The organism is Paractinoplanes rishiriensis (genome assembly GCF_016862375.1).
GTDB classification, from domain to species: Bacteria; Actinomycetota; Actinomycetes; order Mycobacteriales; family Micromonosporaceae; genus Actinoplanes; species Actinoplanes rishiriensis.
This window is the reverse complement of record NZ_BOMV01000021.1, coordinates 71,939-96,477: the sequence shown is the minus strand read 5'-3', so window position 1 is coordinate 96,477 and position 24,539 is coordinate 71,939. Positions and strand designations below refer to the sequence as shown.

At 70.1% G+C, this 24,539-nt stretch carries 27 protein-coding genes; 19 read left to right on the top strand and 8 right to left on the bottom strand.

The features are described from left to right. Positions 1 to 23: 23 nt before the first annotated feature. Positions 24 to 1,823, bottom strand: a complete 1,800-nt coding sequence (locus Ari01nite_RS11975; protein ID WP_203781247.1) for a serine/threonine-protein kinase — start codon at positions 1,821 to 1,823, stop codon at positions 24 to 26. A gap of 219 nt (positions 1,824 to 2,042) precedes the next feature. Between Ari01nite_RS11975 and Ari01nite_RS11970 the strand changes: the two genes are divergently transcribed. Beyond that, positions 2,043 to 2,327: a putative quinol monooxygenase gene (locus Ari01nite_RS11970; RefSeq protein WP_203781246.1), complete on the top strand. Its 285-nt coding sequence runs from the start codon at positions 2,043 to 2,045 to the stop codon at positions 2,325 to 2,327. Between the two features lie 55 nt (positions 2,328 to 2,382). After that, positions 2,383 to 3,378: an SMP-30/gluconolactonase/LRE family protein gene (locus tag Ari01nite_RS11965; RefSeq protein ID WP_203781245.1), complete on the top strand. Its 996-nt coding sequence runs from the start codon at positions 2,383 to 2,385 to the stop codon at positions 3,376 to 3,378. Here the strand turns inward: Ari01nite_RS11965 and Ari01nite_RS11960 are convergent. Next, a complete protein-coding gene (locus tag Ari01nite_RS11960; RefSeq protein WP_203781244.1) occupies positions 3,359 to 4,123 on the bottom strand; it encodes a GntR family transcriptional regulator in 765 nt (254 codons plus the stop codon). The genes Ari01nite_RS11965 and Ari01nite_RS11960 overlap by 20 nt on opposite strands. 175 nt (positions 4,124 to 4,298) lie before the next feature. On the opposite strand from Ari01nite_RS11960, the gene iolC reads away from it, so the two are divergent. From iolC to Ari01nite_RS11890, 14 genes are all read left to right on the top strand, one after another. Further along, the gene (gene iolC, locus Ari01nite_RS11955) at positions 4,299 to 5,249 is read left to right on the top strand and encodes a 5-dehydro-2-deoxygluconokinase (protein WP_203781243.1); all 951 of its coding nucleotides are present in this window, start codon (positions 4,299 to 4,301) and stop codon (positions 5,247 to 5,249) included. Continuing rightward, positions 5,242 to 6,111 (top strand): Cgl0159 family (beta/alpha)8-fold protein, encoded by an 870-nt coding sequence (locus Ari01nite_RS11950; RefSeq protein ID WP_203781242.1) that lies wholly within the window; start codon positions 5,242 to 5,244, stop codon positions 6,109 to 6,111. Before iolC ends, Ari01nite_RS11950 begins: the two co-directional genes overlap by 8 nt. After that, positions 6,108 to 7,001 (top strand): 5-deoxy-glucuronate isomerase, encoded by an 894-nt coding sequence (iolB, locus tag Ari01nite_RS11945; protein WP_203781241.1) that lies wholly within the window; start codon positions 6,108 to 6,110, stop codon positions 6,999 to 7,001. Before Ari01nite_RS11950 ends, iolB begins: the two co-directional genes overlap by 4 nt. After that, positions 6,998 to 8,851, top strand: a complete 1,854-nt coding sequence (iolD, locus tag Ari01nite_RS11940) for a 3D-(3,5/4)-trihydroxycyclohexane-1,2-dione acylhydrolase (decyclizing) (protein WP_203781240.1) — start codon at positions 6,998 to 7,000, stop codon at positions 8,849 to 8,851. Before iolB ends, iolD begins: the two co-directional genes overlap by 4 nt. 8 nt (positions 8,852 to 8,859) lie before the next feature. Continuing rightward, the gene (locus Ari01nite_RS11935; RefSeq protein ID WP_203781239.1) at positions 8,860 to 10,356 is read left to right on the top strand and encodes a CoA-acylating methylmalonate-semialdehyde dehydrogenase; all 1,497 of its coding nucleotides are present in this window, start codon (positions 8,860 to 8,862) and stop codon (positions 10,354 to 10,356) included. Positions 10,357 to 10,397: 41 nt separating this feature from the next. Continuing rightward, positions 10,398 to 11,366 carry a substrate-binding domain-containing protein gene (locus tag Ari01nite_RS11930; RefSeq protein WP_239162678.1) on the top strand — a complete coding sequence of 323 codons (969 nt, stop codon included), beginning with the start codon at positions 10,398 to 10,400 and terminating at the stop codon, positions 11,364 to 11,366. Positions 11,367 to 11,374: 8 nt separating this feature from the next. Beyond that, positions 11,375 to 12,427: an ABC transporter permease gene (locus Ari01nite_RS11925; RefSeq protein WP_203781237.1), complete on the top strand. Its 1,053-nt coding sequence runs from the start codon at positions 11,375 to 11,377 to the stop codon at positions 12,425 to 12,427. Beyond that, positions 12,424 to 13,284, top strand: coding sequence for an ATP-binding cassette domain-containing protein (locus Ari01nite_RS11920; RefSeq protein WP_203781236.1), 861 nt, complete (start codon positions 12,424 to 12,426; stop codon positions 13,282 to 13,284). Before Ari01nite_RS11925 ends, Ari01nite_RS11920 begins: the two co-directional genes overlap by 4 nt. Next, the gene (locus Ari01nite_RS11915) at positions 13,281 to 14,186 is read left to right on the top strand and encodes a TIM barrel protein (RefSeq protein ID WP_239162677.1); all 906 of its coding nucleotides are present in this window, start codon (positions 13,281 to 13,283) and stop codon (positions 14,184 to 14,186) included. The genes Ari01nite_RS11920 and Ari01nite_RS11915 overlap by 4 nt, the downstream gene beginning before the upstream one ends. Then, positions 14,183 to 15,199, top strand: coding sequence for a Gfo/Idh/MocA family protein (locus Ari01nite_RS11910; RefSeq protein WP_203781235.1), 1,017 nt, complete (start codon positions 14,183 to 14,185; stop codon positions 15,197 to 15,199). The genes Ari01nite_RS11915 and Ari01nite_RS11910 overlap by 4 nt, the downstream gene beginning before the upstream one ends. Then, on the top strand, positions 15,196 to 16,071 hold the full coding sequence (locus Ari01nite_RS11905; protein WP_203781234.1) for a sugar phosphate isomerase/epimerase family protein: 876 nt from the start codon (positions 15,196 to 15,198) through the stop codon (positions 16,069 to 16,071). Before Ari01nite_RS11910 ends, Ari01nite_RS11905 begins: the two co-directional genes overlap by 4 nt. Before the next feature lie 2 nt (positions 16,072 to 16,073). Further along, positions 16,074 to 16,232 (top strand): hypothetical protein, encoded by a 159-nt coding sequence (locus tag Ari01nite_RS51675; protein WP_203781233.1) that lies wholly within the window; start codon positions 16,074 to 16,076, stop codon positions 16,230 to 16,232. 238 nt (positions 16,233 to 16,470) lie between these two features. Further along, positions 16,471 to 17,433, top strand: a complete 963-nt coding sequence (locus tag Ari01nite_RS11895) for an AraC family transcriptional regulator (protein WP_203781232.1) — start codon at positions 16,471 to 16,473, stop codon at positions 17,431 to 17,433. Positions 17,434 to 17,463: 30 nt separating this feature from the next. Then, the gene (locus Ari01nite_RS11890) at positions 17,464 to 17,745 is read left to right on the top strand and encodes an integrase core domain-containing protein (protein WP_275410844.1); all 282 of its coding nucleotides are present in this window, start codon (positions 17,464 to 17,466) and stop codon (positions 17,743 to 17,745) included. Positions 17,746 to 17,774: 29 nt separating this feature from the next. Here Ari01nite_RS11890 and Ari01nite_RS11885 read toward each other — a convergent pair whose 3' ends face one another. The 6 genes from Ari01nite_RS11885 to Ari01nite_RS11860 form a co-directional block, all read right to left on the bottom strand. Beyond that, positions 17,775 to 19,199 carry a DUF2252 domain-containing protein gene (locus Ari01nite_RS11885; protein WP_203781230.1) on the bottom strand — a complete coding sequence of 475 codons (1,425 nt, stop codon included), beginning with the start codon at positions 19,197 to 19,199 and terminating at the stop codon, positions 17,775 to 17,777. Between the two features lie 34 nt (positions 19,200 to 19,233). Further along, positions 19,234 to 20,088: a CinY protein gene (locus Ari01nite_RS11880; RefSeq protein WP_239162676.1), complete on the bottom strand. Its 855-nt coding sequence runs from the start codon at positions 20,086 to 20,088 to the stop codon at positions 19,234 to 19,236. 657 nt (positions 20,089 to 20,745) lie between these two features. Then, on the bottom strand, positions 20,746 to 20,967 hold the full coding sequence (locus Ari01nite_RS11875) for a SpoIIAA family protein (protein WP_275410843.1): 222 nt from the start codon (positions 20,965 to 20,967) through the stop codon (positions 20,746 to 20,748). Positions 20,968 to 21,048: 81 nt separating this feature from the next. Next, positions 21,049 to 21,225 (bottom strand): hypothetical protein, encoded by a 177-nt coding sequence (locus tag Ari01nite_RS11870; protein WP_203781227.1) that lies wholly within the window; start codon positions 21,223 to 21,225, stop codon positions 21,049 to 21,051. Positions 21,226 to 21,227: 2 nt separating this feature from the next. After that, on the bottom strand, positions 21,228 to 21,800 hold the full coding sequence (locus Ari01nite_RS11865) for a hypothetical protein (protein ID WP_203781226.1): 573 nt from the start codon (positions 21,798 to 21,800) through the stop codon (positions 21,228 to 21,230). A gap of 303 nt (positions 21,801 to 22,103) precedes the next feature. Continuing rightward, entirely contained in the window at positions 22,104 to 22,367 is a 264-nt protein-coding gene (locus Ari01nite_RS11860; RefSeq protein ID WP_203781225.1) for a sugar-binding domain-containing protein, read from the bottom strand. On the opposite strand from Ari01nite_RS11860, the gene Ari01nite_RS11855 reads away from it, so the two are divergent. The 3 genes from Ari01nite_RS11855 to Ari01nite_RS11845 are packed head-to-tail and all read left to right on the top strand — an operon-like array spanning position 22,336 to position 24,222. Further along, the gene (locus Ari01nite_RS11855) at positions 22,336 to 22,968 is read left to right on the top strand and encodes a transketolase (protein WP_239162675.1); all 633 of its coding nucleotides are present in this window, start codon (positions 22,336 to 22,338) and stop codon (positions 22,966 to 22,968) included. The two genes, Ari01nite_RS11860 and Ari01nite_RS11855, sit on opposite strands and share 32 nt — an antisense overlap. After that, positions 22,965 to 23,912 carry a transketolase family protein gene (locus tag Ari01nite_RS11850; RefSeq protein ID WP_203781224.1) on the top strand — a complete coding sequence of 316 codons (948 nt, stop codon included), beginning with the start codon at positions 22,965 to 22,967 and terminating at the stop codon, positions 23,910 to 23,912. Before Ari01nite_RS11855 ends, Ari01nite_RS11850 begins: the two co-directional genes overlap by 4 nt. Continuing rightward, positions 23,905 to 24,222 (top strand): FGGY family carbohydrate kinase, encoded by a 318-nt coding sequence (locus Ari01nite_RS11845; RefSeq protein WP_203781223.1) that lies wholly within the window; start codon positions 23,905 to 23,907, stop codon positions 24,220 to 24,222. Before Ari01nite_RS11850 ends, Ari01nite_RS11845 begins: the two co-directional genes overlap by 8 nt. Positions 24,223 to 24,539: the final 317 nt, after the last annotated feature.

The following is a 24,539-nucleotide window of genomic DNA, read 5'->3' as shown; positions in this document are numbered from 1 at the left end:
CCCGTTCTACCAGTCGATTCCGGCTACCAGTCGAATTCCGGGCCTCGGGCGCTGCCGCCGGGCAGCAGCGGCCGCTGGGTGTACCGCCAGCTCTGGGTCACCGCATAGCGCCTGCCGCGCGGCGCCTCCAGGTCGACCGGTCCGCAGTTGTGCTTGAGCGCGAAGTCGGTGAACATCACGCCCTTGCAGACGTACGGACCGGCCGCCACCTCGTTGCTACCGACGTCGCGCAGGGACAACGTGATGTCGACCTGGATCCCCGGCGCCGCCTCCATCTGGCCCAGCACCCGGATCTGCGGACCCAGCGCATGACAGGGCCGGGCCAGAACCGGATGACCCAGATCCCAGCTGTACGCGTCGCCGCACCGCCACGGACCGAACGTCACCGAGGCGCCGTTGCGCTCCGGCCCGGCCGACGGAGTGGCTGCCCGGCCGGGTGCCTCCGGCGCGGCCGTGACACCGCTCGGCGCCGCCGGTAGTTCCGCGCCGATCCCGGCGACGGCCATCGACGGCGCGGCGCCGGCCGGCGCTTCCGCGACCGGGGCGGAGGACGCCGGCCGGGTGCCCACCCCGGTGACCGGGGTCTGCCCCGCCGGGCCGGCCGGTGCGCCGGTGCCGGCCGGGCCGTCCCCGATCAGCTGCCACGCGTTGAATCCGCCCACGCCGGACAGGGTGGCCAGGGCCGCGATCAGGGCGACCATCATCCCGGGGCGGCGCCACAGCCAGGAGCGGGCGCCGTTGCGCGGCCGGCGCGGTGCCGCCCGGCGCGGCCCCGACGACGGGTGCGGCAGGCCGCCGAACTGCGCGGTCTGCCCGAAGCCGCCCTCGCCGGTGTCGGTCATCGCGGTCATCGCCGGCACACCGGTCATCCGGCGGCACAGGTCGCGCATCGCGGTGCCGAGCTCGGCCGCGGACGGGCGCCGGGCCGGGTCCTTGTCGAGGCACCACGCGATCACCTCCCAGACCGGCTGCGGCATGCCGCCCGGGCGGTCCACCACCCCCTCGACGTGGCTGCGCAGTACGGCCAGCGGCTCACCCGCGTACGGCGGATGCCCGGTGACCAGCTCGTAGAGCACGATGCCCACGGAGTAGACGTCGGAGACCGGCTCCGCCTCGCCGTGGATCGCCTCCGGCGCCATGTAGTGCGGGGTGCCGACGACGGCGTTCGGGGTGGTGAGGCCGGCCGCGTCCAGCACCCGGGCGATGCCGAAGTCGGTGAGCCGGACCTCGTGCCGGCCGTCCACCTCCTGCAGCAGGATGTTGTCCGGCTTGACGTCGCGGTGCACCACGCCCAACTCGTGCGCCTGCGCCAGGGCGGCGGCCACCTGGGCGAGCAGCCGGGCCGCCTCGGCCGCCGGCAGGGTCGCGGCGGACTGGAGGTGGGTGCGCAGGCTGCCGCCGGCCACATAATCCATCACCAGCGCGAGCGAGCCACCCACGCTGAACAGGTCGTGCACCCCCACGATGTTCTCGTGGCGCATCATCATCAGGATGGTGCGCTCCTGCACGAACCGGATCACCAGCTTGGGCTGTCGCAACAGCCCCTCGTGCAGCAGTTTCACCGCGACGTAGGCACCCGACGACCGGTCGATCCCGCGCCAGACCGTGCCGGTGGCGCCGTGCCCGACCGGGCAGACCAGCACGTACGAGTTGCCCACGCACCGCCCGCTGAGGTCGGCGGTCGCGGCCTCGCGCGGCCCGCTGCCAAGCTGGGAATGGCCGGTCTGGGAAGGGCCGGTCTGGGAAGGGCCAGTCTGGGAAGGGCCGGCCTGGGACGGGATGGAGAGATGTCCACTGCCGGTCAGGGAGGGGAGTGACTGCACGCGACGCCGGTCCTTCCTCGTTGCGGTCTGGCGCCGACGATCGTGCTGATCGATCGGAACGGCCGCAACCACGGCCGGTCGGAGTTTTCATGCACAGCGAGTCACGGCATCGGCCCGTCACCGTGAGGGGGTCTGACTCGTTCACGGTGGTATCGCCCGAGTTGTGAAATGCATCATCCAGGCCCGTGCGAGAATGCGGCTTCACCGAAGGGGGCCGCTTTGCTCATCATCGCCGGTGCACTGCACGTCGACCCGGCCGACCGTGACCGCTACCTGGACGCGGTCCGCGACGTGAGCCGCACGGCCCGCCAGGCGCCGGGCTGTCTCGACTTCGTCCAGGCACCCGACCCGCTCGACCCGGCCCGGATCAACGTGTACGAGCGCTGGGAGTCCGACGAGGACCTGCTGCGTTTCCGGGAGTCGGGCGGCCCGGACCTCGACCTGCCCCCGCTCACGTCCGCCGACGTCCGCAAGTACCGCATCGGCTCTGTCGAGGAACCGTAGGCGATTTATCCGGGTCGATTGAACTGTCCCGGTTGCCGGGTCCGTACCAGGCGGCATGGCGAATCTGGCGCGACGACGTACCCGGAAGATCCTTGGTGTGGTGGGTGGCGGGGCCGCGGTGGCCGCCGCGCTCGCGTTTGCCGGAATCTCGGCCGCCGGCACCGGAACCGAGGTGCCAGAGACGCCCGCGCCGGCGTTGCTCGCCGACATTGCGCTGCCCAACGGGTTCCAGCCGGAGGGCATTGCGATCGGGGCCGAGCCGGTGGCGTTCTTCGGATCGCTGGCGGACGGGGCGATCTTCAAGGCCGACCTGGTCACCGGCGAGGGCGAGGTGATCGGCGAGGCACCCGGGACGCCGTCGGTGGGGATGAAGCTGGACGACCAGGGCCGGCTGTTCGTGGCCGGTGGGCGGGCCGGTGACGCCCGGGTGATCGACACCGCGACCGGGGCGGTCCTCGAGGAGTACACGCTGGCCACCGAGGCGGCGAGCTTCGTCAACGACGTGGTGCTGACGCCGGCCGGGGCGTTCTTCACCGACTCCACCAACCCGGTGCTGTACCACCTGCCGATCGGGGCCGACGGCGCGCTGCCGGCGGCAGCCGAACAGATCGCGCTGACCGGCGACATCGTGTACGGCGAGGGGATCAACGCGAACGGGATCGCGCTGGCACCGGACGGCGAGACGCTGCTGATCGTGCAGACCGGCACCGGGCTGCTGTTCACCGTGGACGCGGCGACCGGGGTGACCGCGCAGACCGCGGTCGAGTCGGCGGACGGGGACACCCTGCTCACCAACGGCGACGGGCTGCTGGTCGAGGGGAACACGCTGTTCGCCGTGCAGAACCGGCTCAACACCGTCGCGGTGCTGACCATCGACGAGACCGGCAGCCAGGCCGAGGTCGTCGACCGGGTGACCGACGCGCGCTTCGACGTGCCGACCACCGTGGCCGCGAGCGGTGACCTGCTCTACCTGCCGAACGCCCGGTTCGGCACCGAGGTCACCCCGGACACCGAGTATCAGGCCGTGGGGATCACCCGGCCGACAGGTTGAGCTCGAAGCTGTACCGGCTGGCCCGGTACAGGTGACTGCCGTATTCCAGGGCCCGGCCGCCCGCGTCCCACGCCGTCCGGGTCATCGTGAGCAGTGAGGCCCCGCGCTTCTCGCCCAGCGTGCGGGCCTCCGCTGCGTTTGCCGACCGGGCGCCGATCAGCTGGGTCGCGATCCGCGGGATGTGGCCGGCCCGGCGCAGCAACTCGTACAGGCCGCGCTCGGCGAGATCCTCCCGGCGGAGCCGCAGCACGTCCAGCGGGATCGCGTTGTGCATCAGGGCCAGCGGTTCGCCGCCGGCGTAGCGCAGCCGCTCGATCCAGGTGACCTCGGTGCCGGGCGGCAGTTCGAGCGCCGCCGCGATCTCCGCGGACGCCGGCACCACCGTCAACTCCAGCACCTCGGTGCGCGGCTCCTTGTCGCCGGCGACCAGGTCGTCGTACAGGCTGGAAAGCTCGACCGGACGACGGACCTTGGGATGCACCACCTGCGTGCCCACCCCGCGTTTGCGCACCAGCATGCCGCGTTCGACCAGATACTGGATCGCCCGGCGGGTGGTGGGGCGGGACACACCGAGGCGCTCGGCAAGATCGACCTCGTTCTCGATGCGGGCGCCGACCCCGATCTCGCCCTTCTCGATCAGCTCCTGCAGACGCGTTGCCACCTGGTAATACAGCGGCACCGGGCTGGTCCGGTCGACTTCGACCGGGCCTACCGGGTTGCGCTGTGCGGACACATCCGACGTCACGACGGGTCCCCCCGAGTATTTGAGTTTGTCAGGACAAAGTATTGACGTAAGAGCCCTCACGTTATTACATCGAGGGCAGCCAACATAGCGTCGCCGGACGATTACCGGTGGCTACAGCTTCTTTTCACCGCGCCGTGACCCGCGCTCGCCTTCGAGCACCAGGAGAGGCATCAGCATGCCTGCGGACGAGGTATTGACGATGGGACGCCTGGGCGTCGACCTGTATCCACAACAGGTCGGCGTGTCGTTGCGCGAGGTGCAGACCTTCGCCAAGTTCCTCGGTGGCAGCGCGGCCAACGTGGCGGTGGCGGCCGCCCGCTACGGCCGCCGGTCCGCCCTGCTGAGCCGGACCGGCGACGACCCCTTCGGCGCGTTCCTGCACGACGCGCTCCGCGGGTTCGGCGTGGACGACCGCCTGGTCACCCCGGTGCCGGCGCTGCCGACGCCGGTCACGTTCTGCGAGATCTTCCCGCCCGACGACTTCCCGCTCTACTTCTACCGCTTCCCCAAGGCCCCCGACCTCGAGATTCACGAGTCTGACCTGGACCTGGACGCGATCCGGGCCGCCGAGATCTTCTGGGTGACCGGGACCGGCCTGTCGCAGGAACCGTCGCGCTCCGCGACTCTTGCCGCTTTGCGGGTACGCGACCGGGCCGCGACCACGGTCTTCGACCTCGACTACCGGCCGATGTTCTGGCCGGGCCGCGAGGAGGCCCGGCGCTGGTACGCCGAGGCGCTCCCGTACGCGACTGTGGCGGTCGGCAACCTCGACGAGGCGGACACCGCGGTGGGCCGGCGCGACCCGGAGCAGGCCGCCGCCGCCCTGCACGACGCCGGCATCGAGCTGGCCGTGATCAAGCAGGGGCCCAAGGGCGTGCTGGCCGCCACCCGCACGGAGCGGGTGGAGGTGCCGCCGGTCCCGGTCGAGGTGGTGAACGGGCTGGGCGCCGGCGACGCGTTCGGCGGAGCCCTGTGCCACGGCCTGCTGTCCGGCTGGGAACTCGGGGCGACGATGGGCTTCGCCAACGCCGCCGGAGCCATCGTCGCCTCGCGACTGTCCTGTGCGGACGCGATGCCCACCGAGTCCGAGGTACGCGAACTGCTGGCGGAGGCGACCCATGCGTGACCTGGCCGACCTGCTCGACGCCCGCACCCGCCGGCCGGACGCGATCGCGGCCGCGGCGGCCGGCCGGCGCCGGCCCAAGTCGCTGTTCGGCCCGCACGGCCGAATGATGATCATCGCGGCCGACCACCCGGCCCGGGGTGCGCTGCGGGCCGGCGCCGACGCGCTGGCCATGGCGAACCGGGCGGAACTGCTCGACCGGATCCGCACCGCGCTGGCCCGGCCCGGGGTCAACGGCGTGCTCGGCACCCCGGACATCCTCGAGGACCTGCTGCTGCTCGGCGCGATGGACGACAAGGTGGTGATCGGCTCGATGAACCGCGGCGGGCTGGCCGGCACCGCGTTCGAGATGGACGACCGGTTCACCGCGTACGACGCGGACAGCATCGCGGCGGCCGGCTACGAGGGCGGCAAGATGCTGCTGCGGATCGACCCGGACGACCCGGGCACGGTGTCCACCCTGGAATCCTGCGGCACCGCGGTCTCGGCGCTGGCCGCCCGGCGCCGGATGGCCATGGTGGAGCCGTTCATCTCGCACCGGGTGGACGGCCGGGTCCGCAACGACCTGACCGCCGAGGCGATGATCCGGGCCACGACGGTGGCCGCCGGGCTCGGCGCCACCTCGGCGTACACCTGGCTGAAGGTGCCGGTGGTGCGGGACATGGACCGGGTCATGGCGGCGACCACGCTGCCGGCGCTGATCCTGGGCGGCGAGGTGGCCGACGACGCGGACGCCGCCTACACCCGGTGGGGCCGAGCCCTGCAACTGCCCACCGTGCAGGGGCTGGTGATCGGGCGGTCGCTGCTCTATCCGCCGTCCGGCACGGTGGCCGACGCGGTGGACCGGGCGGTGGAACTCCTATGACGTACGCCCGGGTCAACCCGTTGATGCGCCGGGGCAGCACCGCGCAGCGGCCGTTCGACGCCGTGGTCACCCCGGAGAACGCCGGCTGGGGGTTCAGCGGGCTGCGGATCCTCGAACTGCCGGTCGGCGCCCGGGCCCGGTTCGTCACCGGCGACGACGAGATGCTGGTGCTGCCGCTGTCCGGTAGCTGCGACGTGACCTGCGACGACGAGCGGGTCACGCTGACCGGGCGGCGCTCGGTGTTCTCCCGGGTGACCGATTTCGCATACCTGCCGCGGGACTCGGCGGTGACCGTGCGGGCGCCCAACGGCGGGCGGTTCGCGCTGCCCTCGGCCCGGGCCGGCCACCGGCTGCCGTTCCGCTACGGGCCGGCCGACGACGTGCCGGTCGAGATGCGCGGCGCCGGTCAGGCGAGCCGCCAGGTCAACAACTTCTGCACGCCGGAGTCGTTCGAGGCGGACCGGCTGATCGCCTGCGAGGTGCTCACCCCGGGCGGCAACTGGTCGTCGTACCCGCCGCACAAGCACGACGAGCACGCGGCCGGCGAGTCCTGCCTCGAGGAGATCTACTACTTCGAGGTGGCGCCGTCGCCGTCGGGCAGTGCCGGGTGCGGTTTCCAGCGGGTGTACGGGCACGAGGACCGCCCGATCGACGTGTGCGCCGAGGTGCGCACCGGCGACGTGGTGCTGATCCCGTACGGCTGGCACGGGCCCTCGATGGCCGCGCCCGGCTACGACCTCTACTACCTCAACGTCATGGCCGGCCCGGGCGCCCGCGAGTGGCTGGTCCGCGACGACCCGGCGCACGGCTGGGTGCGCGCCTCCTGGACCGGCGTTCCGGTCGACTCCCGGCTGCCGCTGACCACCGTCAAGGAAAGGACGCGTTCGTGAGACTCACCGTGGGTCAGGCCGTGGTGCGGTTCCTGGCCAACCAGTGGACCGAACGGGACGGGGTGGAGCAGCGCACGATCGCCGGCTGCTTCGGCATCTTCGGCCACGGCAACGTCGCCGGGATCGGGCAGGCGCTGTTGCAGGCGCAGCGCACCGGCGAAGCGGATCTGCCCTATCACCTGGCCCGGAACGAGCAGGCGATGGTGCACGCGGCGACCGGTTTCGCCCGGATGCGCGACCGGCTGTCCACCATGGCGTGCACCGCGTCGATCGGGCCGGGCTCGACCAACATGCTGACCGGCGCCGCGCTGGCCACCGTGAACCGGCTGCCGGTGCTGTTGCTGCCGTCCGACGTCTTCGCCACCCGGGTGGCCGCGCCGGTGCTCCAGGAACTGGAGGATCCGCGCTCGTACGACGTGTCGGTGAACGACGCGTTCCGGCCGCTGTCCCGGTTCTTCGACCGGGTGTGGCGGCCCGAGCAGCTGCCGGCCGCGCTGCTCGGTGCCATGCGGGTGCTGACCGACCCGGCGGAGACCGGCGCCGTGACCATCTGCCTGCCGCAGGACGTGCAGGCCGAGGCGTACGACTTCGCGGAGGAACTGTTCGCGAAGCGGGTGTGGCACGTGGCCCGCCCGGTGCCCGAGCCGGCCTTCGTGGAGCGCGCCGCCGCGGTGATCCGGGACAGCCGGCGGCCGCTGCTGATCGCCGGCGGCGGCGCGATCTACTCCGACGCGTCGGCCGAACTGGACCGGTTCGCCCGGGCCACCGGCATCCCGGTGGCCGACACCCAGGCCGGCAAGGGCGCCCTGGCCTGGGACCACCCGAACGCGGTCGGCGGGGTCGGCTCGACCGGCAACCCGGTGGCCAACCGGCTGGCCCGCGAGGCCGACGTGATCATCGGCGTCGGCACCCGGTACAGCGACTTCACCACCGCGTCGCGGACCGCGTTCGCCCACCCGGACGTGCGGTTCGTCAACCTCAACGTGGCGTCGTTCGACGCGGCCAAGCAGGCGGCGTTCCCGGTCGTCGCCGATGCCCGAGCCGGGCTCGACGCGCTGCGCGCCGCGCTGGACGGCTACCGGTACGCCGGCGAGTACGGCCCGGACGTGGCGAGCTGGCAGGCGACGGTCGATTCCGCGTACCGCCAAGGACATGGACCCCTGCCCAGCCAGGCCGAGGTGATCGGGGTGGTCAACGAAGCGTGCGGAGCACGCGACGTGGTGGTGCAGGCGGCCGGCAGCATGCCCGGCGACCTGCAACTGCTCTGGCGGGCCCGGGACCGCAAGCAGTACCACGTGGAGTACGGCTACTCCTGCATGGGCTTCGAGATCGCCGGCGCGCTCGGCATCCGGATGGCCGACCCGAGCCGCGAGGTGTTCGCCCTGGTCGGCGACGGTTCGTACCTGATGATGGCGCAGGAGATCGTCACCGCGGTGGCCGACGGCACCAAGCTGATCGTGGTGCTGGTGCAGAATCACGGCTTCGCCTCGATCGGGGCGCTCTCCGAGTCGCTGGGCTCGCAGCGGTTCGGCACCAGCTACCGGTTCCGCGGCCCGGGCGACGACTACGACGGCGGCAACCTGCCGGTGGATCTCGCGGCGAACGCGGAAAGCCTGGGCGCCGCGGTGATCCGCTGCCGCACCATCGCCGATCTGGCGGACGGGCTCAAGCGGGCCCGCGAGGCGGACCGGCTCACCGTCGTGCACATCGAAACCGATCCGTACTCGCCGGTGCCGTCCTCCGAGTCGTGGTGGGACGTGCCGGTGGCGGCGGTCTCCTCCCTCGCGACCACGCAGGCGGCCCGCGCGCACTACCAGGCCGCCAAGCGTGACCAGCGGCATTACCTCTAAGGATTGACATGGCAACCATCGAGCACTGGATCGGCGGGGAGTTCACCGCCGGCACGTCGCAGCGCCGCGGCCCGGTCTTCAACCCGGCCACCGGCGAGCAGCAGCACGAAGTGGTTCTCGGCGCCCCCGAGGACGTGGACGCCGCGGTGGCGGCCGCCAAAGCCGCGTTCGGGTCCTGGAGCCAGGCCTCGCTCAGCAAGCGCACCAAGATCCTCTTCGCCTTCCGCGAGCTGGTGAACGCGCACGTCAAGGAACTCGCCGAGATCATCTCGGACGAGCACGGCAAGGTGCTGTCGGACGCGGCCGGCGAGGTGCAGCGCGGGCTCGAGGTGATCGAGTTCGCCTGCGGCATCCCGCAACTGCTCAAGGGCTCGTACTCGGACCAGGCCTCGACCGGCGTGGACGTGTTCAGCTTCCGCGAGCCGCTCGGCGTGTGCGCGGGCATCACCCCGTTCAACTTCCCGGCCATGGTGCCGATGTGGATGCACCCGGTCGCCATCGCCTGCGGCAACACGTTCGTGCTCAAGCCCAGCGAGCGCGACCCGGGTGCGTCCAACTACGTGGCCGGGCTGTGGCGGCGGGCCGGGCTGCCGGACGGCGTGTTCAACGTGGTGCACGGCGACAAGACCGCGGTGGACGCTCTGCTCCAGCACCCGGACGTCGCGGCCGTCTCGTTCGTCGGGTCGACGCCGATCGCCCGCTACATCCACCAGCAGGCCACCGCGGGGGGCAAGCGGGTGCAGGCGCTCGGCGGGGCCAAGAACCACGCCGTCGTGCTGCCGGACGCCGACCTCGACTTCGCGGCCGCCCAGCTGTCCGCGGCCGCGTTCGGCTCGGCGGGGGAGCGGTGCATGGCGATCTCGGCGGCGGTGGCGGTGGGCAAGGCCGGCGACGCGCTGATGTCGGTGCTGTCCCGCAAGGCCGCCGACGTCGTGGTCGGCGCCGGCCGCGACCCGCGCAGCGAGATGGGACCGGTGATCACCTCGGCCGCCAAGGAGCGGATCGAGAGCCTGATCGGCACCGGCGAGCAGCAGGGCGCGCGGGTGCTGGTGGACGGGCGCGGGATCAAGGTGCCCGGGCACGAGAACGGGTTCTTCGTCGGGCCGACGGTCATCGACCGGGTCGGCACCGGGATGGACGTCTACACCGAGGAGATCTTCGGGCCGGTGCTCTCGGTGGTGCGCGCCGACGACGTGGACACCGCCATCGAGGTGATCAACGGCAACCCGTACGGGAACGGCACCGCGATCTTCACGAACGACGGCGAGGCCGCGCGCCGGTTCCAGCGCGGCGTCCGGGTCGGCATGATCGGCATCAACGTCCCCATCCCGGTGCCGATGGCCTACTACTCCTTCGGCGGATGGAAGGACTCCCTGTTCGGCGAGCACCACATCCACGGTCCCGAGGGGATCGCCTTCTACACCCGCGGCAAGGTCGTCACCTCACGGTGGCCGCACGTCTCCACCCCCATCGAAGCGTCGCTGCACTTCCCCACGTCCCATTAGTCGTCGAGGAGGAATCAGATATGTCCCTTATCTCAAGAAAAATGGCGGGCGTGCTGGCCATTCTTCTGACCGTCAGTGCCTGCAGCAGCTCCGGCGGCAAGGCCGCCGAGGAGGGCGCCGGCGGCGTCAGCGCCGGCAAGGCGAACACCCCCAACATCACCGTCGCCATGGTCACCCACGCGGCACCCGGCGACACCTTCTGGGACATCATCCGCAAGGGCGCCGAGACCGCGGCGGCCAAGGACAACGTCACGCTGAAGTACTCGTCCGACCCGACCTCCGCCAACCAGGCCAACCTGATCCAGAGCGCGATCGACAGCAAGGTCGACGGTCTCGCGGTCACCCTGCCCGACCCGCCGGCGCTGATGCCGGTGGTCAAGAAGGCGATCGCGGCCGGCATCCCGGTGGTCGCGTTCAACGCCGGCATCACGTCGTTCGAGGGCTCCGGCATTCTCGACTACTTCGGCTCCGACGAGACCGTGGCCGGCCAGACCGCCGGCGAGCGGGCCAAGGCGGACGGTGCCAAACACGTGCTCTGCGTGGTCCAGGAGCAGGGTCAGGTGCAGCTGGAGGCGCGCTGCGAAGGCGTGCAGCAGGGCTTCGGCGGCCAGTACGACAAGATCTACGTCAACGGCCGGGACCTGCCGTCGGTGCAGTCCACCATCTCGGCCAAGCTCCAGCAGGACACCACCATCGACCTGGTGGTCACCCTGGGCGCGCCGTACGCGCTGGCCGCGATCCAGTCGGTGTCCAGCGCCGGCAGCAAGGCCAAGGTCGCCACCTTCGACTTCAACCCGCAGATCCCGCCGCAGATCCAGTCCGGCGCGCTCCAGTGGGCCATCGACCAGCAGCCGTTCCTGCAGGGATACGAGGCGATCGACGCGATCTGGCTCTACAAGGTCAACGGCAACGTGCTCGGCGGTGGCAAGGCCACGCTGACCGGCCCGTACCTGGTCGACAAGAGCAACGTCGACTTCGTCGCCAAGTTCGCCGCGGCCGGGACCAGGTAGGGGCGGCCATGAGCTCGACGTTGCAGGCTCCCGCCCCGTCCCCGCCGGACGAACGCGTCGCCACCCGGTCGCTCACCTCGCGGCTGCTGACCCGGCCCGAGGTCGGCGCACTGCTCGGCGCGATCGTCATCTACCTGGTGTTCTTCGCGGTCGCGCCGCCTTTCCGGCAGCTCGAATCGCTCTCCTCGGTGCTGTACGTGAGCTCCACGTTCGGCATCCCGGCGGTGGCCGTCGCGCTGCTGATGATCGGCGGGGAGTTCGACCTGTCGGCCGGCGTCGCGGTCACCACCTCGGCCCTGTTCGCCTCGATGTTCGCCTACCAGTTCACCGCCAACCTGTGGCTCGGCGTGGCCGCCTCGCTAGTGGTGGCCCTGGTGGTCGGCTTCATCAACGGCTACCTGGTGGTGAAGACCGGGATACCCAGCTTCCTGGTCACCCTCGGCACGTTCTTCATGCTGCGCGGCCTCAACCTGGCGGTGACCCGCTCGATCACCGGCAACGTCGCCACCAACGACGTGTCGAACATGGACGGGTTCGCCTCGGCGCAAAAGGTGTTCGCGTCGTCGTTCTCGGTCGGCGGGGTCTCGATCCGGATCACGCTGCTCTGGTGGATCGTGTTCGTCCTGGTCGCCACCTGGGTCCTGCTACGCACCCACCTCGGCAACTGGATCTTCGCGGTCGGCGGCTCGGCGCCCAGTGCCCGCGCGGTCGGCGTGCCGGTCGACAAGGTCAAGATCGGGCTGTTCATGGCGGTCGGCTTCCTGGCCTGGTTCACCGGCATGCACATCCTGTTCGCGTTCAACACCGTGCAGTCCGGGGTCGGCCTCGGCAACGAGTTCATCTACATCGTCGCCGCGGTGGTCGGCGGCTGCCTGCTCACCGGCGGCTACGGCTCGGTGATCGGCGCGGCCATCGGCGCCTTCATCTTCGGCATGACCAACCAGGGCATCGTGTATGCGGGCTGGAACCCGGACTGGTTCTACTTCTTCCTCGGCGCGTTGCTGCTCGGCGCGATCCTGCTGAATTCCTTCGTCCGCCGTCGAGCGGAGGCCATGCGATGACCGCCACCACTGCTCCGCTCGTTCGCCTTGTCGACGCCGGCAAGAACTACGGCAACATCATCGCGTTGCACGGCGTCGATCTCGAGGTCAGTGCCGGCGAGGTGACCTGTGTGCTCGGCGACAACGGCGCCGGCAAATCCACCCTCATCAAGATCATCGCAGGGCTGCATCAGCACTCTGCGGGCACCTACGAGGTGGAGAGTTCACCGGTCCGCTTCTCCTCGCCGCGGGAGGCCCTGGATCGGGGAATCGCCACCGTATATCAGGATTTAGCGGTGGTTTCCCTCATGCCGGTCTGGCGCAACTTCTTCCTCGGCAACGAGGTCCGCAAAGGCCCCCGGATGGACATCGCGTTCATGCGCCGCACCGCCAAGAAGGAACTGCTCGACATGGGCATCGATCTGCGCGACGTGGACCAGCCGATCGGCACCCTGTCCGGTGGCGAGCGGCAGTGCGTGGCGATCTCCCGGGCCGTCTACTTCGGCGCCAAGGTGCTGATCCTCGACGAGCCCACCGCGGCGCTCGGCGTGAAGCAGTCCGGGGTGGTGCTGCGCTACATCATCCAGGCCCGCGAACGCGGCCTCGGCGTCATCTTCATCACCCACAACCCGCACCACGCGTATCCGGTGGGCGACCGGTTCCTGCTGCTCAAGCGGGGCCAGAGCCTCGGCTATTACCGCAAGAGCGAGATCACCCGCGAGGAGTTGACGGCGCTCATGGCCGGTGGCGCCGAGCTGGAGGAGCTCAGCCACGAACTCGAACGTGGCGGCGCCGGATCCGCGGACGCCGCGAAGCTGCTCGGAGAAGAGGTACACGAATTGGGCATCGACCGGATCTCCACCGGGGAGGCGCCGTGAAGCTGCGCCTCGGCAGCTGCCCCGACTCGTGGGGAGTGTGGTTCGCCGACGATCCCCGGCAGACGCCCTGGGAACGGTTCCTCGACGAACTCGCCGGCGTCGGCTACGAGTGGCTCGAGCTGGGCCCGTACGGCTACCTCCCGACCGACCCGGCCCGGCTCTCCGACGAACTGGCCCGCCGGTCGCTGCGGGTCTCCGGCGGCACCATGCACGGCTACAGCGGACTGCACCGGGCCGGCGACTTCGCCGAGATCCTCAAGCGCACCCGGCCGGTGGCCGCGCTGACCGCCGCGCTGGGCGCCGAGGACCTGGTGTTCGTGCCGGTGCCCGGCTATCGCGACGACGTCACCGGCGCGTACCTGGAACCCGGGGTGCTCGACGACGACGGCTGGAAGACGCTGGTGGCGAGCACGGCGCTGCTCGGGCGGGTGCTCGCCGAGGAGTACGGGCTGCGGCTGCAGTTCCACCACCACGCGGACAGCTACGTGGAGACCCGGCCGCAGATCGACCGGCTGCTCGCCGAGACCGACCCGCGGTTCGTCTCGCTGTGCCTGGACACCGGGCATCTCGCGTACGGAGGTGGCGACGCGGCAAGCCTCATCGCGGACCACCCGGACCGGGTCGGCTATATCCACATCAAGCAGATGAACCCGGTCCTGGTGCAGCGGGCCAAGGGCGAGAACATGGCGTTCGGGCAGGCGGTCGCGCTCGGCGTCAGCTGCGAGCCGCCGGCCGGCATCCCGGGCATCCCGTCCGTGGTGCGCGCGCTGGAGGAACGCGGCCGGGACACGTTCGTGATCGTGGAGCAGGACATGTATCCCGTCGCCTTCGAGGTCCCGGCGCCGATCGCCGCCCGTACCCGCGATTATTTGATCTCCTGTGGCATTGGGGGCTCCTCATGATCCGGGTGGGCGTCATCGGCACCGGGATGATCGGGCAGGACCACATCCGGCGGATGACCACGGTGCTGTCCGGCGTGCGGGTCACCGCGGTCACCGACGTCGACGCGCGGGTGGCCGCCGAGGTGGGTGGCCGGATCGGCGCCGCGGTGCATGCCACCGGCGCCGAACTGATCGCGGATCCGCAGGTGGACGCCGTGGTGGTGTGCTCGTGGGGGCCGACGCACGAGGAGTACGTGCTGGCCTCGATCACCGCCGGAAAGCCGGTCTTCTGCGAGAAGCCGCTGGCCACCACCCAGGAGGCCTGCCTGCGGATCGTCGAGGCCGAGGTGGCGCACGGCAACCGGCTGGTGCAGGTCGGCTACATGCGGCGCTACGACTTCGCCTACCGGCAGCTCAAGCACGCGCTGGACAGCGGGCAGATCGGTGCGCCGCTGCTGATGCACTGCGCGCACCGCAACGCGAGCGTGCCCGGCCACTTCCAGAAGGAGATGTCGATCACCGACTCGGCGGTGCACGAGATCGACATGGTGCGCTGGATGTTCGGCGAGGAGATCGCCGCGGTCCGGGTGCTGGTCCCGCGCCGCAACCGGCACGGCGGCGACCTCCAGGACCCGCTGCTGCTTATCCTCGAGATGGCCGGCGGGGTGCTGGTCGACGTGGAGATCTCGGTGAACATCCGCTACGGCTACGACATCCGCGGCGAGATCGTCGGTGAGGACGGGACGGTCGCCCTGGGCGTCCAAAATCCGATAGAGGTACGCCGGGAGGGGCGCGCCGGCCTGCCGGTGCCGGCCGACTGGCGGGAGAGATTCCTGCAGGCGTACGACGTGGAGTTCCAGGAGTGGATCCACGCGCTGGCCGGTGGCGGGCAGCCGCTCGGCCCGAGTTCCTGGGACGGGTACGCGGCGGCGGTCGCCTCGGATGCCGGGGTGGAGGCGCTGCGCTCCGGCGGCCGGGTGCCCGTGGTCCTCGCCGAGCAGCCGAAGTTGTACGTCGCGGAGGTGCCGGCATGAAGATCGCGCTGGACCCGTACATGCTGCGCCGGGTGCCGCTGCTCGAACTGCCCAGGATGGTGGCCGACCTCGGCTATCGGTACATCGAGCTGTCGCCGCGAGACGACTTCATCCCGTTCTTCGTGCACCCGCGGGCGTCGCGTACCGAAATCTCTGCTTTTCGCCGGGAGCTCGCGGCGGCCGAGGTGGAGGTTGCCTCGGTGCTGCCGCTGTTCCGCTGGTCCGGTCCGGACGAGGATGCCCGGCAGGCCGCGGTCCGGTACTGGAAGCGAGCCATCGAGATCACCGTCGACCTCGGCGTGACGGTGATGAACTCCGAGTTCAACGGCCGCCCGTCGCAGCCGGAGGAGAGCGAGGCGCAGTTCTGGCGGTCCCTCGAGGAGTTGCTGCCGATCTTCGAACGGGAGGGCGTGCGGCTCGTGCTCGAACCGCACCCCGACGACTTCGTCGAGGACGGCATCGCGGGGGTCGACCTGGTCCGCGGCATCAACTCGGAACTGGTGACGTTCCTGTACTGCGCGCCGCACACGTTCCATCAGGGCGGCGACCTGGCCGCGGTGATGAAGCACGCGGGGCCGCTGCTCACCCAGTTGCACCTGGCCGACTCGTTCGACCATCGGGGCTCGTCCGGGCTGCGGTACATCGTGAACCCGCCGGGCTCGACCGTCCGGGTGCATCAGCACCTGGACATCGGGCAGGGCGAGGTGGACTGGGATCTGTTCTTCCGGACGCTCGCCGAGGTGGAGTTCGACGGGATCGCCACGGTGTGCGTGTTCGCCTGGGAGGAGCGGGCCCTGGAGAGTGCCCGCTCCAACCTGGCGTCGACCACGGAATTTCTGAGCAAGTACGGCCTGCAGGCCGTCAGATCTTGAACGTGCCGACGCTGCGGTTCATCTCGGCCGACGTGGCGGTCTGCTCCTCGACCGCCGAGGCGATCGTGGTCTGGAAGTCGCTGATCCGGTTGACGACCTCGGCGATCTCGCCGATCGCGGAGACCGCGCCGTTGGTGTGGTCTGCTCGGCGATCGCGGTGATCACCTTGATCACGTTGCCGATCTCGGCCGACGACTCGCCGAGCTCGACGGCGGCCGACACGGTGTCGGCCTGCTGCGAGGCCTCGGCCGCGGAGGCGGCGATCTGGGTGGCGGTGCTGCTCATCTCCTCGGATGCTCGACCGCGGTGTCCAGCGCGCGGCCCGTCTGACCCGAGGAGGCCGATAGCGGGGCCCAGGCGGTCACACTGCACAGCTCCGACCTGGATGAGACCCGGTTCGTGCTCGCCCAGCATTTCTACTCCACTTTCATTGACATGCTGGAGCCGTCCAGGAGCCTCGACACCCAGCTCCGGGTTACCAAGCTCGGCCCGGTCACCATCGGTGATGTGCGCTTCGGCACGGACCTCAAGCTAAGGCTGTACGAGCTCGGCGCGTACCACGTCGACGTGATCCTGTCCGGCCAGCTCGAATGGCAGCAGGGCAAGGACGAACCCCGGGTGGCCACCGACACCAGCGGGGCGGTGTTCCAGCCGGCCGGCGACACAGTTATCCACCGGTGGACCGGCGACTGCCGATTACTGGCTATCAAAATCGACAGCGAAGCCCTCGAAGTACAGCTGGCCCGCATGCTCGACACCCCCGTCGGCTCCCCGATTCCGCTCAGCCACCGGCTGGACCAGTCCCACGGCCCCGGCCGCGCCTGGACCAACATGGTCCGGGTGTTCGCCGCGGACGCCCTCGGCGAGAACCGCGGCCTGACGCAAAACCCACTCCTCGCCGAGCCCTTTCAGGAGATGCTCCTGCGCGGTCTACTGCTGGCCAGCGACCACCCGTACCGTGACCGGCTGGCCAGGACCGGCGGACCCTACCCAGCGCCCCGCGCGATACGACAGGCGATCGACGTCCTGCACAGCCAGCCCGAGCAACCGATCACCATCGCCAAACTCGCCGACATCACCCGCGTCAGTGAACGGGCACTGCAGGCAGGCTTCCGGCGATACGTCGGCATCTCGCCCACCACGTACCTGCGTCAAGTCCGCCTGGACCGCGCCGACGAGGAGCTGCGGCAGGCGGACCCCAATCAGACGACGGTGGTAGACGTCGCACACCGCTGGGGATTCAGACATCTCGGGCGTTTCGCGGGCTCCTACCGTGCGCGGTTCGGCGTGTCACCGTCCCAAACACTCAACGCCTCCGCGGGCCCGCGAGTTATACCGAACGTACCGCGACGACAAACATGATTTGAACTCGCCTACACCTCCACGACCAACCTGGCGCACGGCCGCCGATCAGCGCCTGACAGTGAACCGCCGTGCGGGGGTTGGGTAGGCACCGTGCGCCGCGAGTGCGACCGCATCCTCATCGTCAACGATCGACATCTCACCATCGTGCTGGCCGAGTACACCGCTCACTACAACCGGCATCGTCCCCACCGTGCCCTCGCCCAGCGACCGCCAGACCCACCGCCAGCCGGGCCACGCAAGGACGCCGGCAAGATCCGACGACGACCGATCCTCGGCGGCCTGATCAACGAATACGCCCAGGCAGCATAGCCAGAACGCAATTTACGAGCCCCACAGGCTCAGATTCCTTCCCGCACCTCGATCAGGCCGTCCCGGACGGCCCTCTTCAGTAGGCGGAAGTCTTTCTCGTTGAGGTCCGCGTAGGCCTCGGCGAAGTCGGCGATGGCATTGTCGAAGCGGTCGCTGGAACCGAGGTAGGACGCGATCGCTATCCGGTCCCCCGATCGTGCGTGCGCGCGGGCCAGCGTCCAGCCGCAGATCGACGCGTACGCGGTAAGGCCGCTCGCCCGGATCCCCTCGATCTCCACTGACCCCTTCCAGTCACGCAGCTGCCGCACGTAGAAGTCGCGGTCCTTGCCGTCGATGCCGTGGGTCCGGTGGGTGCCGAGGAAGATGTCGCCGCTGGCCTGCATCGTGCGCTGCCCAGCGACCACCCGCTCGCCGTGGTGCTCGAACTCGCTGGCGCCGACGTATTCCTCCAACACCGACGCCGCAGCCTCTTTGGCCTGCAGAAACAGCGGGTCGTTTTCGTCGCGGCCGATCATCAGCAGCACCCAGGACCGGGTTCCGACACTGCCCACCCCGACGACCTTGCGAGCCATGTGTACGAGCCGGTACTGCCGCAGCAGATGCCGGCGCTCGGGTGACAACGACTGGCTGTAGCCGTCGATCAGCTCCTGCATGGCGTCGAAGAGCTGATCCGCCGACGTACCGGGCAGCAGGTCCTCGACCGGCACCACGATCGGTGGCGTGGCGACGATGCGGCGTTCGCCGCCGACGACGGCGGAGAGCTTGGCCAGGGCCTGCATGCTGTCGCGGGTCCGCGCCTTGTCCAGCATCGCCCTCGTGCTCTTCACCTGCGCCGGTGTCAGCGTCGAGCTCAGGCGGTCGAGCATGGGCTCCACGTCGAGCTGCGCGTACCAGACCTGCAGATTGGTCCGTTTCGCGAAGGTGCGCATCGCCGTGCGATAGGCGGCGACGGCGGAGAGTACCGCGCGGCGGCTCTGCTTGGCGTCGTGCCCGTTCTGGCGACTCGCCACCGCAAGGCTCGCGGCCAGCCGCTTGACGTCCCACTCCCACGGGCCCGGAAGCGTCTCGTCGTAGTCATTGATGTCGAACACCAGCGCCCGCTCGGCCGAGGCGAAGAATCCGAAGTTCGACAGGTGGGCATCCCCGCAGGTCTGTGCCCGGAACCCGGACACCGGCGTCGCCGCCAGATCGGCGGCCATCACACCCGCGGCGCCGCGATAGAATGTGAACGGCGAGACCAGCATCCGCCCGTAGCGGATCGGGACCAGCTCCGGCACCCGGGCCGCATCGTCGGCCGTCATGATGGTGACTGGATTCCGCTTCCCCGCGGGCGTGAGCCCGGCGTGCGACTCCAAGGGCGCCGTCCGGCGAGCTTCCTTGCCCAGCCGGGCCCGTTCGGCCGGGCTCAGATGCGCGGTACGGGTGAGCTTTGTGGTCTGTTCCGGGCTGGTCATCGCCTCAGACTGCGCCGATGGGCCGGCCCGCACGTCACCCGCTTCGCATGAGTCGTTCGCGCCGCCGGCGGATCCGGGCTACCAGGAAGCCGGCGCCGATCAGACCGATCAGGCCGGCAGAGACAACGAGGACCACGGTTAACCGACTGTGTCGCCGGCAGTCGTTCAGCGGATCGTCGTGCGTGAGCGCGCAGATCATGAGGGACGCCTTCTGCCTGCCGTAACCGGCCTCCAGCGCCGCTCGGAGCTCTTGCCATTGATGCCGCGTCTCCTCGATTGCCCCCGCGACGGCCTTGGCGAAGTTGTCGCCCACTTTGCCGCGTGGTGTCGTCGGCTGCGTGGCGCTGCCGGTGCGGGGATCGACCTTCCCGTTGTCCTTGTTGAGGCCGGCGTGGGTGATCCGCCTTTCGCAGGCTTCGACGCCGGGAACGCGGTCTCGTAGGACGAAACAACCGGTCGACAGGGCGGCGGGAACGGTCGGCGCGTTGGTGCCACGCAGGTCCAGTACCGCACTCGGGGCGGGCAGGTTCAGGCCCGGCGGGTTGGTGGCGCCGATCGGCCGGGACGGGTCCGCGGCATCGGCCCAGTTGCTGTGCGAATAGAAGTCCTGCACCCCGTGCAGAGCCCGGCCGAAGGCCTCGATGGTCGTGCACTTGGCCCGCTGCTCGGAGCCGGTGTCCAGTACGCAATCGGTACCGAGATCCACCTCGGCGCTGACCACCTCGTCCTGGCTGTCGAGCAGATCCGCGGCGTTGCCGACCGCTTCGCGGAAGCGTCCGCGCAGATGGTTGACGCAGTCAAGGAGACTCTCGGTGGCCTGTGCACGTGTCCGTAGATAGGTGCCGTCGAGAAAGTCGGCGTCATCGCAGTGCGCGGCCGGGTCGGACACCTCGGTGCGATCGGGTGCGCCGACGGCGCCGAACGACTTCCGGTGGCCCGCGAGTTGGTCGGACGACTTCGGCTCGAAGCAGTCGCCGGACGACTCGGTACCGGCCGCGCAGGCCAGAGCGGCACGGGTTATCCGCTCATGCTCCCGGTGCTGTCCCCCACCCTCGATCGTGCCGAACGCTGCAGCCGGGGCCGGCACCCACAGACAACCGCTCGCAAGGAGCACCGCCGCAACAGCTCCGGCCCTGCGAGACATGCTGTCCGGCCTCCTCCGGTGGCGGCCCGTCGCCTGGATGCCGCCGGGGGATACCAGGCTCGACCAGCCGATCAGCAGCGGCCGAACCTGCCGTTCTTCTCCCGGCGAACGACTGCATAGCCTCACGTTGCCGCAGGATCCTTTCCCGGGGATCCCCCGCAGCGAATGACGGCCACCTCAAGGCCGTGGACCGTGCCCGAAAGTGCGGCTCCGGTAGGCCGGGCCTGAAAGCGCACGTTCAGCGCGGCGCATAAGGCACCGCCGTGATGATCAACGGCGCCATCTTCTCGGATACAGCGAGTCGTCGATGTATCCCACATACGTCTCCTCTGCCCGCATCGGACTCTCGGCGAGAAGCGGCTTCATCACAGGGCGCAGGCCTGCGCCGGCCGGCACGAACAGTCAGGCGTGGACGGTTGCGCCGTCCGGGTCGAGGCCCTCGGCCAGCCACGCCTTGGCGGCGGTCAGGTCACGTACGGCGAAGGCCTTCGCCTCACCGGGCAGAAGCAGCGAGAGCGCCTTGACCGCCGGCCGGAGCCAATCCTCGTCGCTGACCACGGCGACCGCCTCAAAAGCCGATGGTTCCGGCCGGCATGTCGTAGATCTTCTTGAGCATGCGCTCAATCCTTTCCAGCGGTGCCGAGAACTCTGCTACGGCAGTCCGGCCGGCTGCATCGCACGGTGCGGATGAACGGTGCCACCGCCTCAGCGGCCCCGCTTCGGCCTGGCGGCGCCGCCCAGTTCGGCGCTGATCACGGCGACCACCACGACGCAGAAGCCGACGACGATCAACCAGGTCAACATGGCGAAGGTGATACCGATGACGCCGTAGCGCCCAGCGTTGATCTCGATCAGACGCGGCATCCACAGCGCCGAATACACGCTCAGCACCGCGCTGCCCGCACCGGCGACGAAGGCGCCCGCGAGCAGCCGCCGGAGGCGAACACGCCGCCCGCCGGCACGTGCCGGAAGAGACCGACCAACAGCGACAAAACGATGAGCGAGGTGATCAACAGGCCGATCGCGGCCGCTCCGTTAAGGGTGCCCCGCACTCCTATCCCCGGCAGCTGCCACGCGTCCTCGTAGATACGTTGAAGTGACCTGGTCAAGCTCAGCAGGGCGAACAGCAGGACCACCACGCCCGCGATGGTGAACGCCCCGGTGGCGCCGGGCGGTCGCTCGAACAGCACGCGGATGGACTGCGCCGCGGAGCCGCCGACATGGAACCGGTCGGCCAGCGCGGTCGGGCCGTCCGTAGGTGTCACCGCGGCCACCACGATGAGCAGCGGAATGACGGTCGTGAAGGCCTGGCCGCCCAGTACCAGAGCGCGGTCCCGGCCGTTGAGGGCCTGGAAGCGGAGCAGGCTGCGAACCGGCAGCGACGACTCGGCCCGGGACAGCAAACCCGCTCCGCGCCCCTTGCCGGCCCGTGCCAGGCGTTCTCTGAGGTTCGTCACCCCGGGCACCTCTCGTCCGAGTTTCACAGATCCCCGCCCGCGCGAGCACGAGGCAGACCGGGACCGCCCAGGTCTACGGCTGCTGCAGGTCTGGAGCGTTCACACTGCCCGGTGGGCTCGGGGCAGGCGTCGTCGGAAGTTTCGCCGTGGCTACCGTTGAGGAACGGGTCAGCTTTTCGGGAATCTGGAGAAGCGGGTCGCAAGGCTATGGTGTCGTGGCCAGTCGGCCGACGAGGCCTCGGGTACGGCGCAAAATCACGTGTCGTGGCTCGGTAGGGGATCAGAAGAGCAGGTCAGAGGCGCCTAAGCGTCGGCCTGGCGGCGCCGCGTGGCGGGTCGGCGGCGCGGTGCGGCGGGTGCGAGGAGGCTGCGGGCTACCTGGAGGTCGGTGATGAGGACGTGGACCCATCCGCCGCTGAGGGCTGCCTTGATGGCGGTGGTCTTGCGTATCCCGCCGGCGACGGCGACGCGGCGTGGGATCGCCCGTAGCGTGGTGGGGCTGATGCCCAGCACGCGGTCGTCGAAGGCGGATTCGATGTGTCCGCCGGTCTCGTCGAAGAAACGCACCGCCGGCGCCCTTTACACCACCCTGGCCGCAATCGGCTTCTTCCCGAAAGCCGAACTGGACACCTTCGCCGGCCCGCTCTCGCCGCTCAACGGCCACCCCAACCGGATCAAAGTGCCCGGCGTCGAGACCAACACCGGCCCGCTCGGCCACGGCCTGCCCATCGCCGTCGGCATGGCAGTCGCCGGCAGGCTCGCCGCCTCATCCCGCCACGTGTACGTGGTACTCGGCGACGGCGAACTGCAGGAAGGCAGCAACTGGGAGGCCGCGATGACCGCCGGGCACCGCCGCCTGGCCAACCTCACCGAGATCGTCGACCGCAACCGCCTCCAGCAGGGCGCCCGCACCGAGGACACCAGCGCGCTCGACCCGCTCGACGACAAGTTCCGCGCCTTCGGCTGGGACGCCCTCGAGCTGGACGGGCACGACCACCTGGCGATGCTCGACGCATTCACGGCGCCACGAGGCGAACGTCCGACCTGCATCATCGCCAACACCATCAAAGGAAGAGGCGTCTCCTTCATGGAAGACCGCGTCGAGTGGCACCACAAGGTTCCCAGTGCCCTGCAGATCGAGGCGGCCGCTGCGGAGCTGGCCCGATGAGCGCACCCGCCCAAGAGATCTTCGACTGCCGGGTCGCGTTCGCCGACGAGCTCATCACACTGGCCCGCGAGGACGAGCGGATCGTGGCGGTCTGCAACGACTCGGTCGGCTCCAGCAACCTCGTCGATTTCGCGAAGGAATTCCCCGACCGGCTCATCAACGTCGGCATCGCCGAGCAGGACATGGTCGGCGTCGCCGCCGGCCTCGCCCTCAGCGGGTACGTCCCGTTCGTCTGCGCCGCCGCTCCGTTCCTCACCGGACGCGCGCTCGAACAGATCAAGGCCGACGTCGCGTACAGCCAGTCCCCGGTCGTCTTGTGCGGGATGAGCCCGGGCATGGCCTACGGCGAACTCGGCCCAACCCACCACTCGATCGAGGACCTCTCCTGGCTGCGCGCGATCGCCGGACTCGGCATCGTCGTGCCCGCCGACCCCAACGAGACCCGCTCCGCGGTGCGCTGGGCGGCGGCCGCGGGCACCCCGGTATTCCTGCGGGTGAGCCGCTTCAAGGTGCCGCCGGTGACCGGCGACACTGCGTTCACCTTCGGCGCGGCGACCACCCTGCATGATGGCAGCGACGTCACCGTGGTGGCCACCGGCACGATGGTCTCGCGCGCGCTGCAAGCCGCCGAGCAGGCCGCCGAGCAGGGCGTCTCCCTCCGGGTGCTCAACATGTCGACGATCGCGCCCCTCGACGAGGAGACGATCCGGACGGCGATGCGCGAGACCCGCGCCATCGTGACCGCCGAGGAGGCCACCACGACCGGCGGGCTGGGCGCCGCGGTCGCCTCCCTGGTCGTGACGTCACACCAACCAGTGCCGATGCGGATGCTCGGCATCGACCGCGAGTTCGCGCCGACCGGCAGCACCGCCTTCCTTCTCGAGCACTTCGGTCTCACCGCCGCCGACATCCGGGCCGCCGCCGTGGAACTCGCCCATGTCTGACGACCTCGTCCTCGCAATCGATCAGTGCACCAGCTCCACCAAGTGCCTGCTGGTCGACCCGGCCGGCATGGTTGTGCGGGAGGAGAACGAGCCGGTGCCGATCCGCTATCCGCCGCCCGGCTGCGCCGAGCAGGACGCCGGCGAGATCCTCGACAGCGTCCTGACCACCGCCACGCGCTGCCTCAACGGCGTGCCGCGCAGCGCGGTAAGGGGTGACCGGAACCAACACCCAGCGCGAGTCGGCGACCGGCCGGGACCCCCACGGCCTGCCGGCCCGACCTGGTGCTGGCCGGCAGGACAACGAACGTGAGCGCCTGCGAAGGCCTGCGGAGACCGCCGACCAGGGACGGGCCATCAGCGGCCTCCCGCTCGACCCGATGTTCAGCGCCGCCAAGACCCGGGTGGCTGCTCGACCGCACGCCCGACGCCGTCGTCCGACTCCTGACTGCTGTTCGCCCTGACCGGCAGCCACCAGATCAAAGTCGGCAACGCCCGTTACCCCACCCAGCTGCTCGACGTGCGGGCCAGCCGGTGGAGCGAGAACGCTCGACCTGCTCGGCATCCCGGCGACGCCCGAGGGTGCTTTGATATTCGGGTCGCTTGGCGGGCGCGCCATTCCAGTCCATT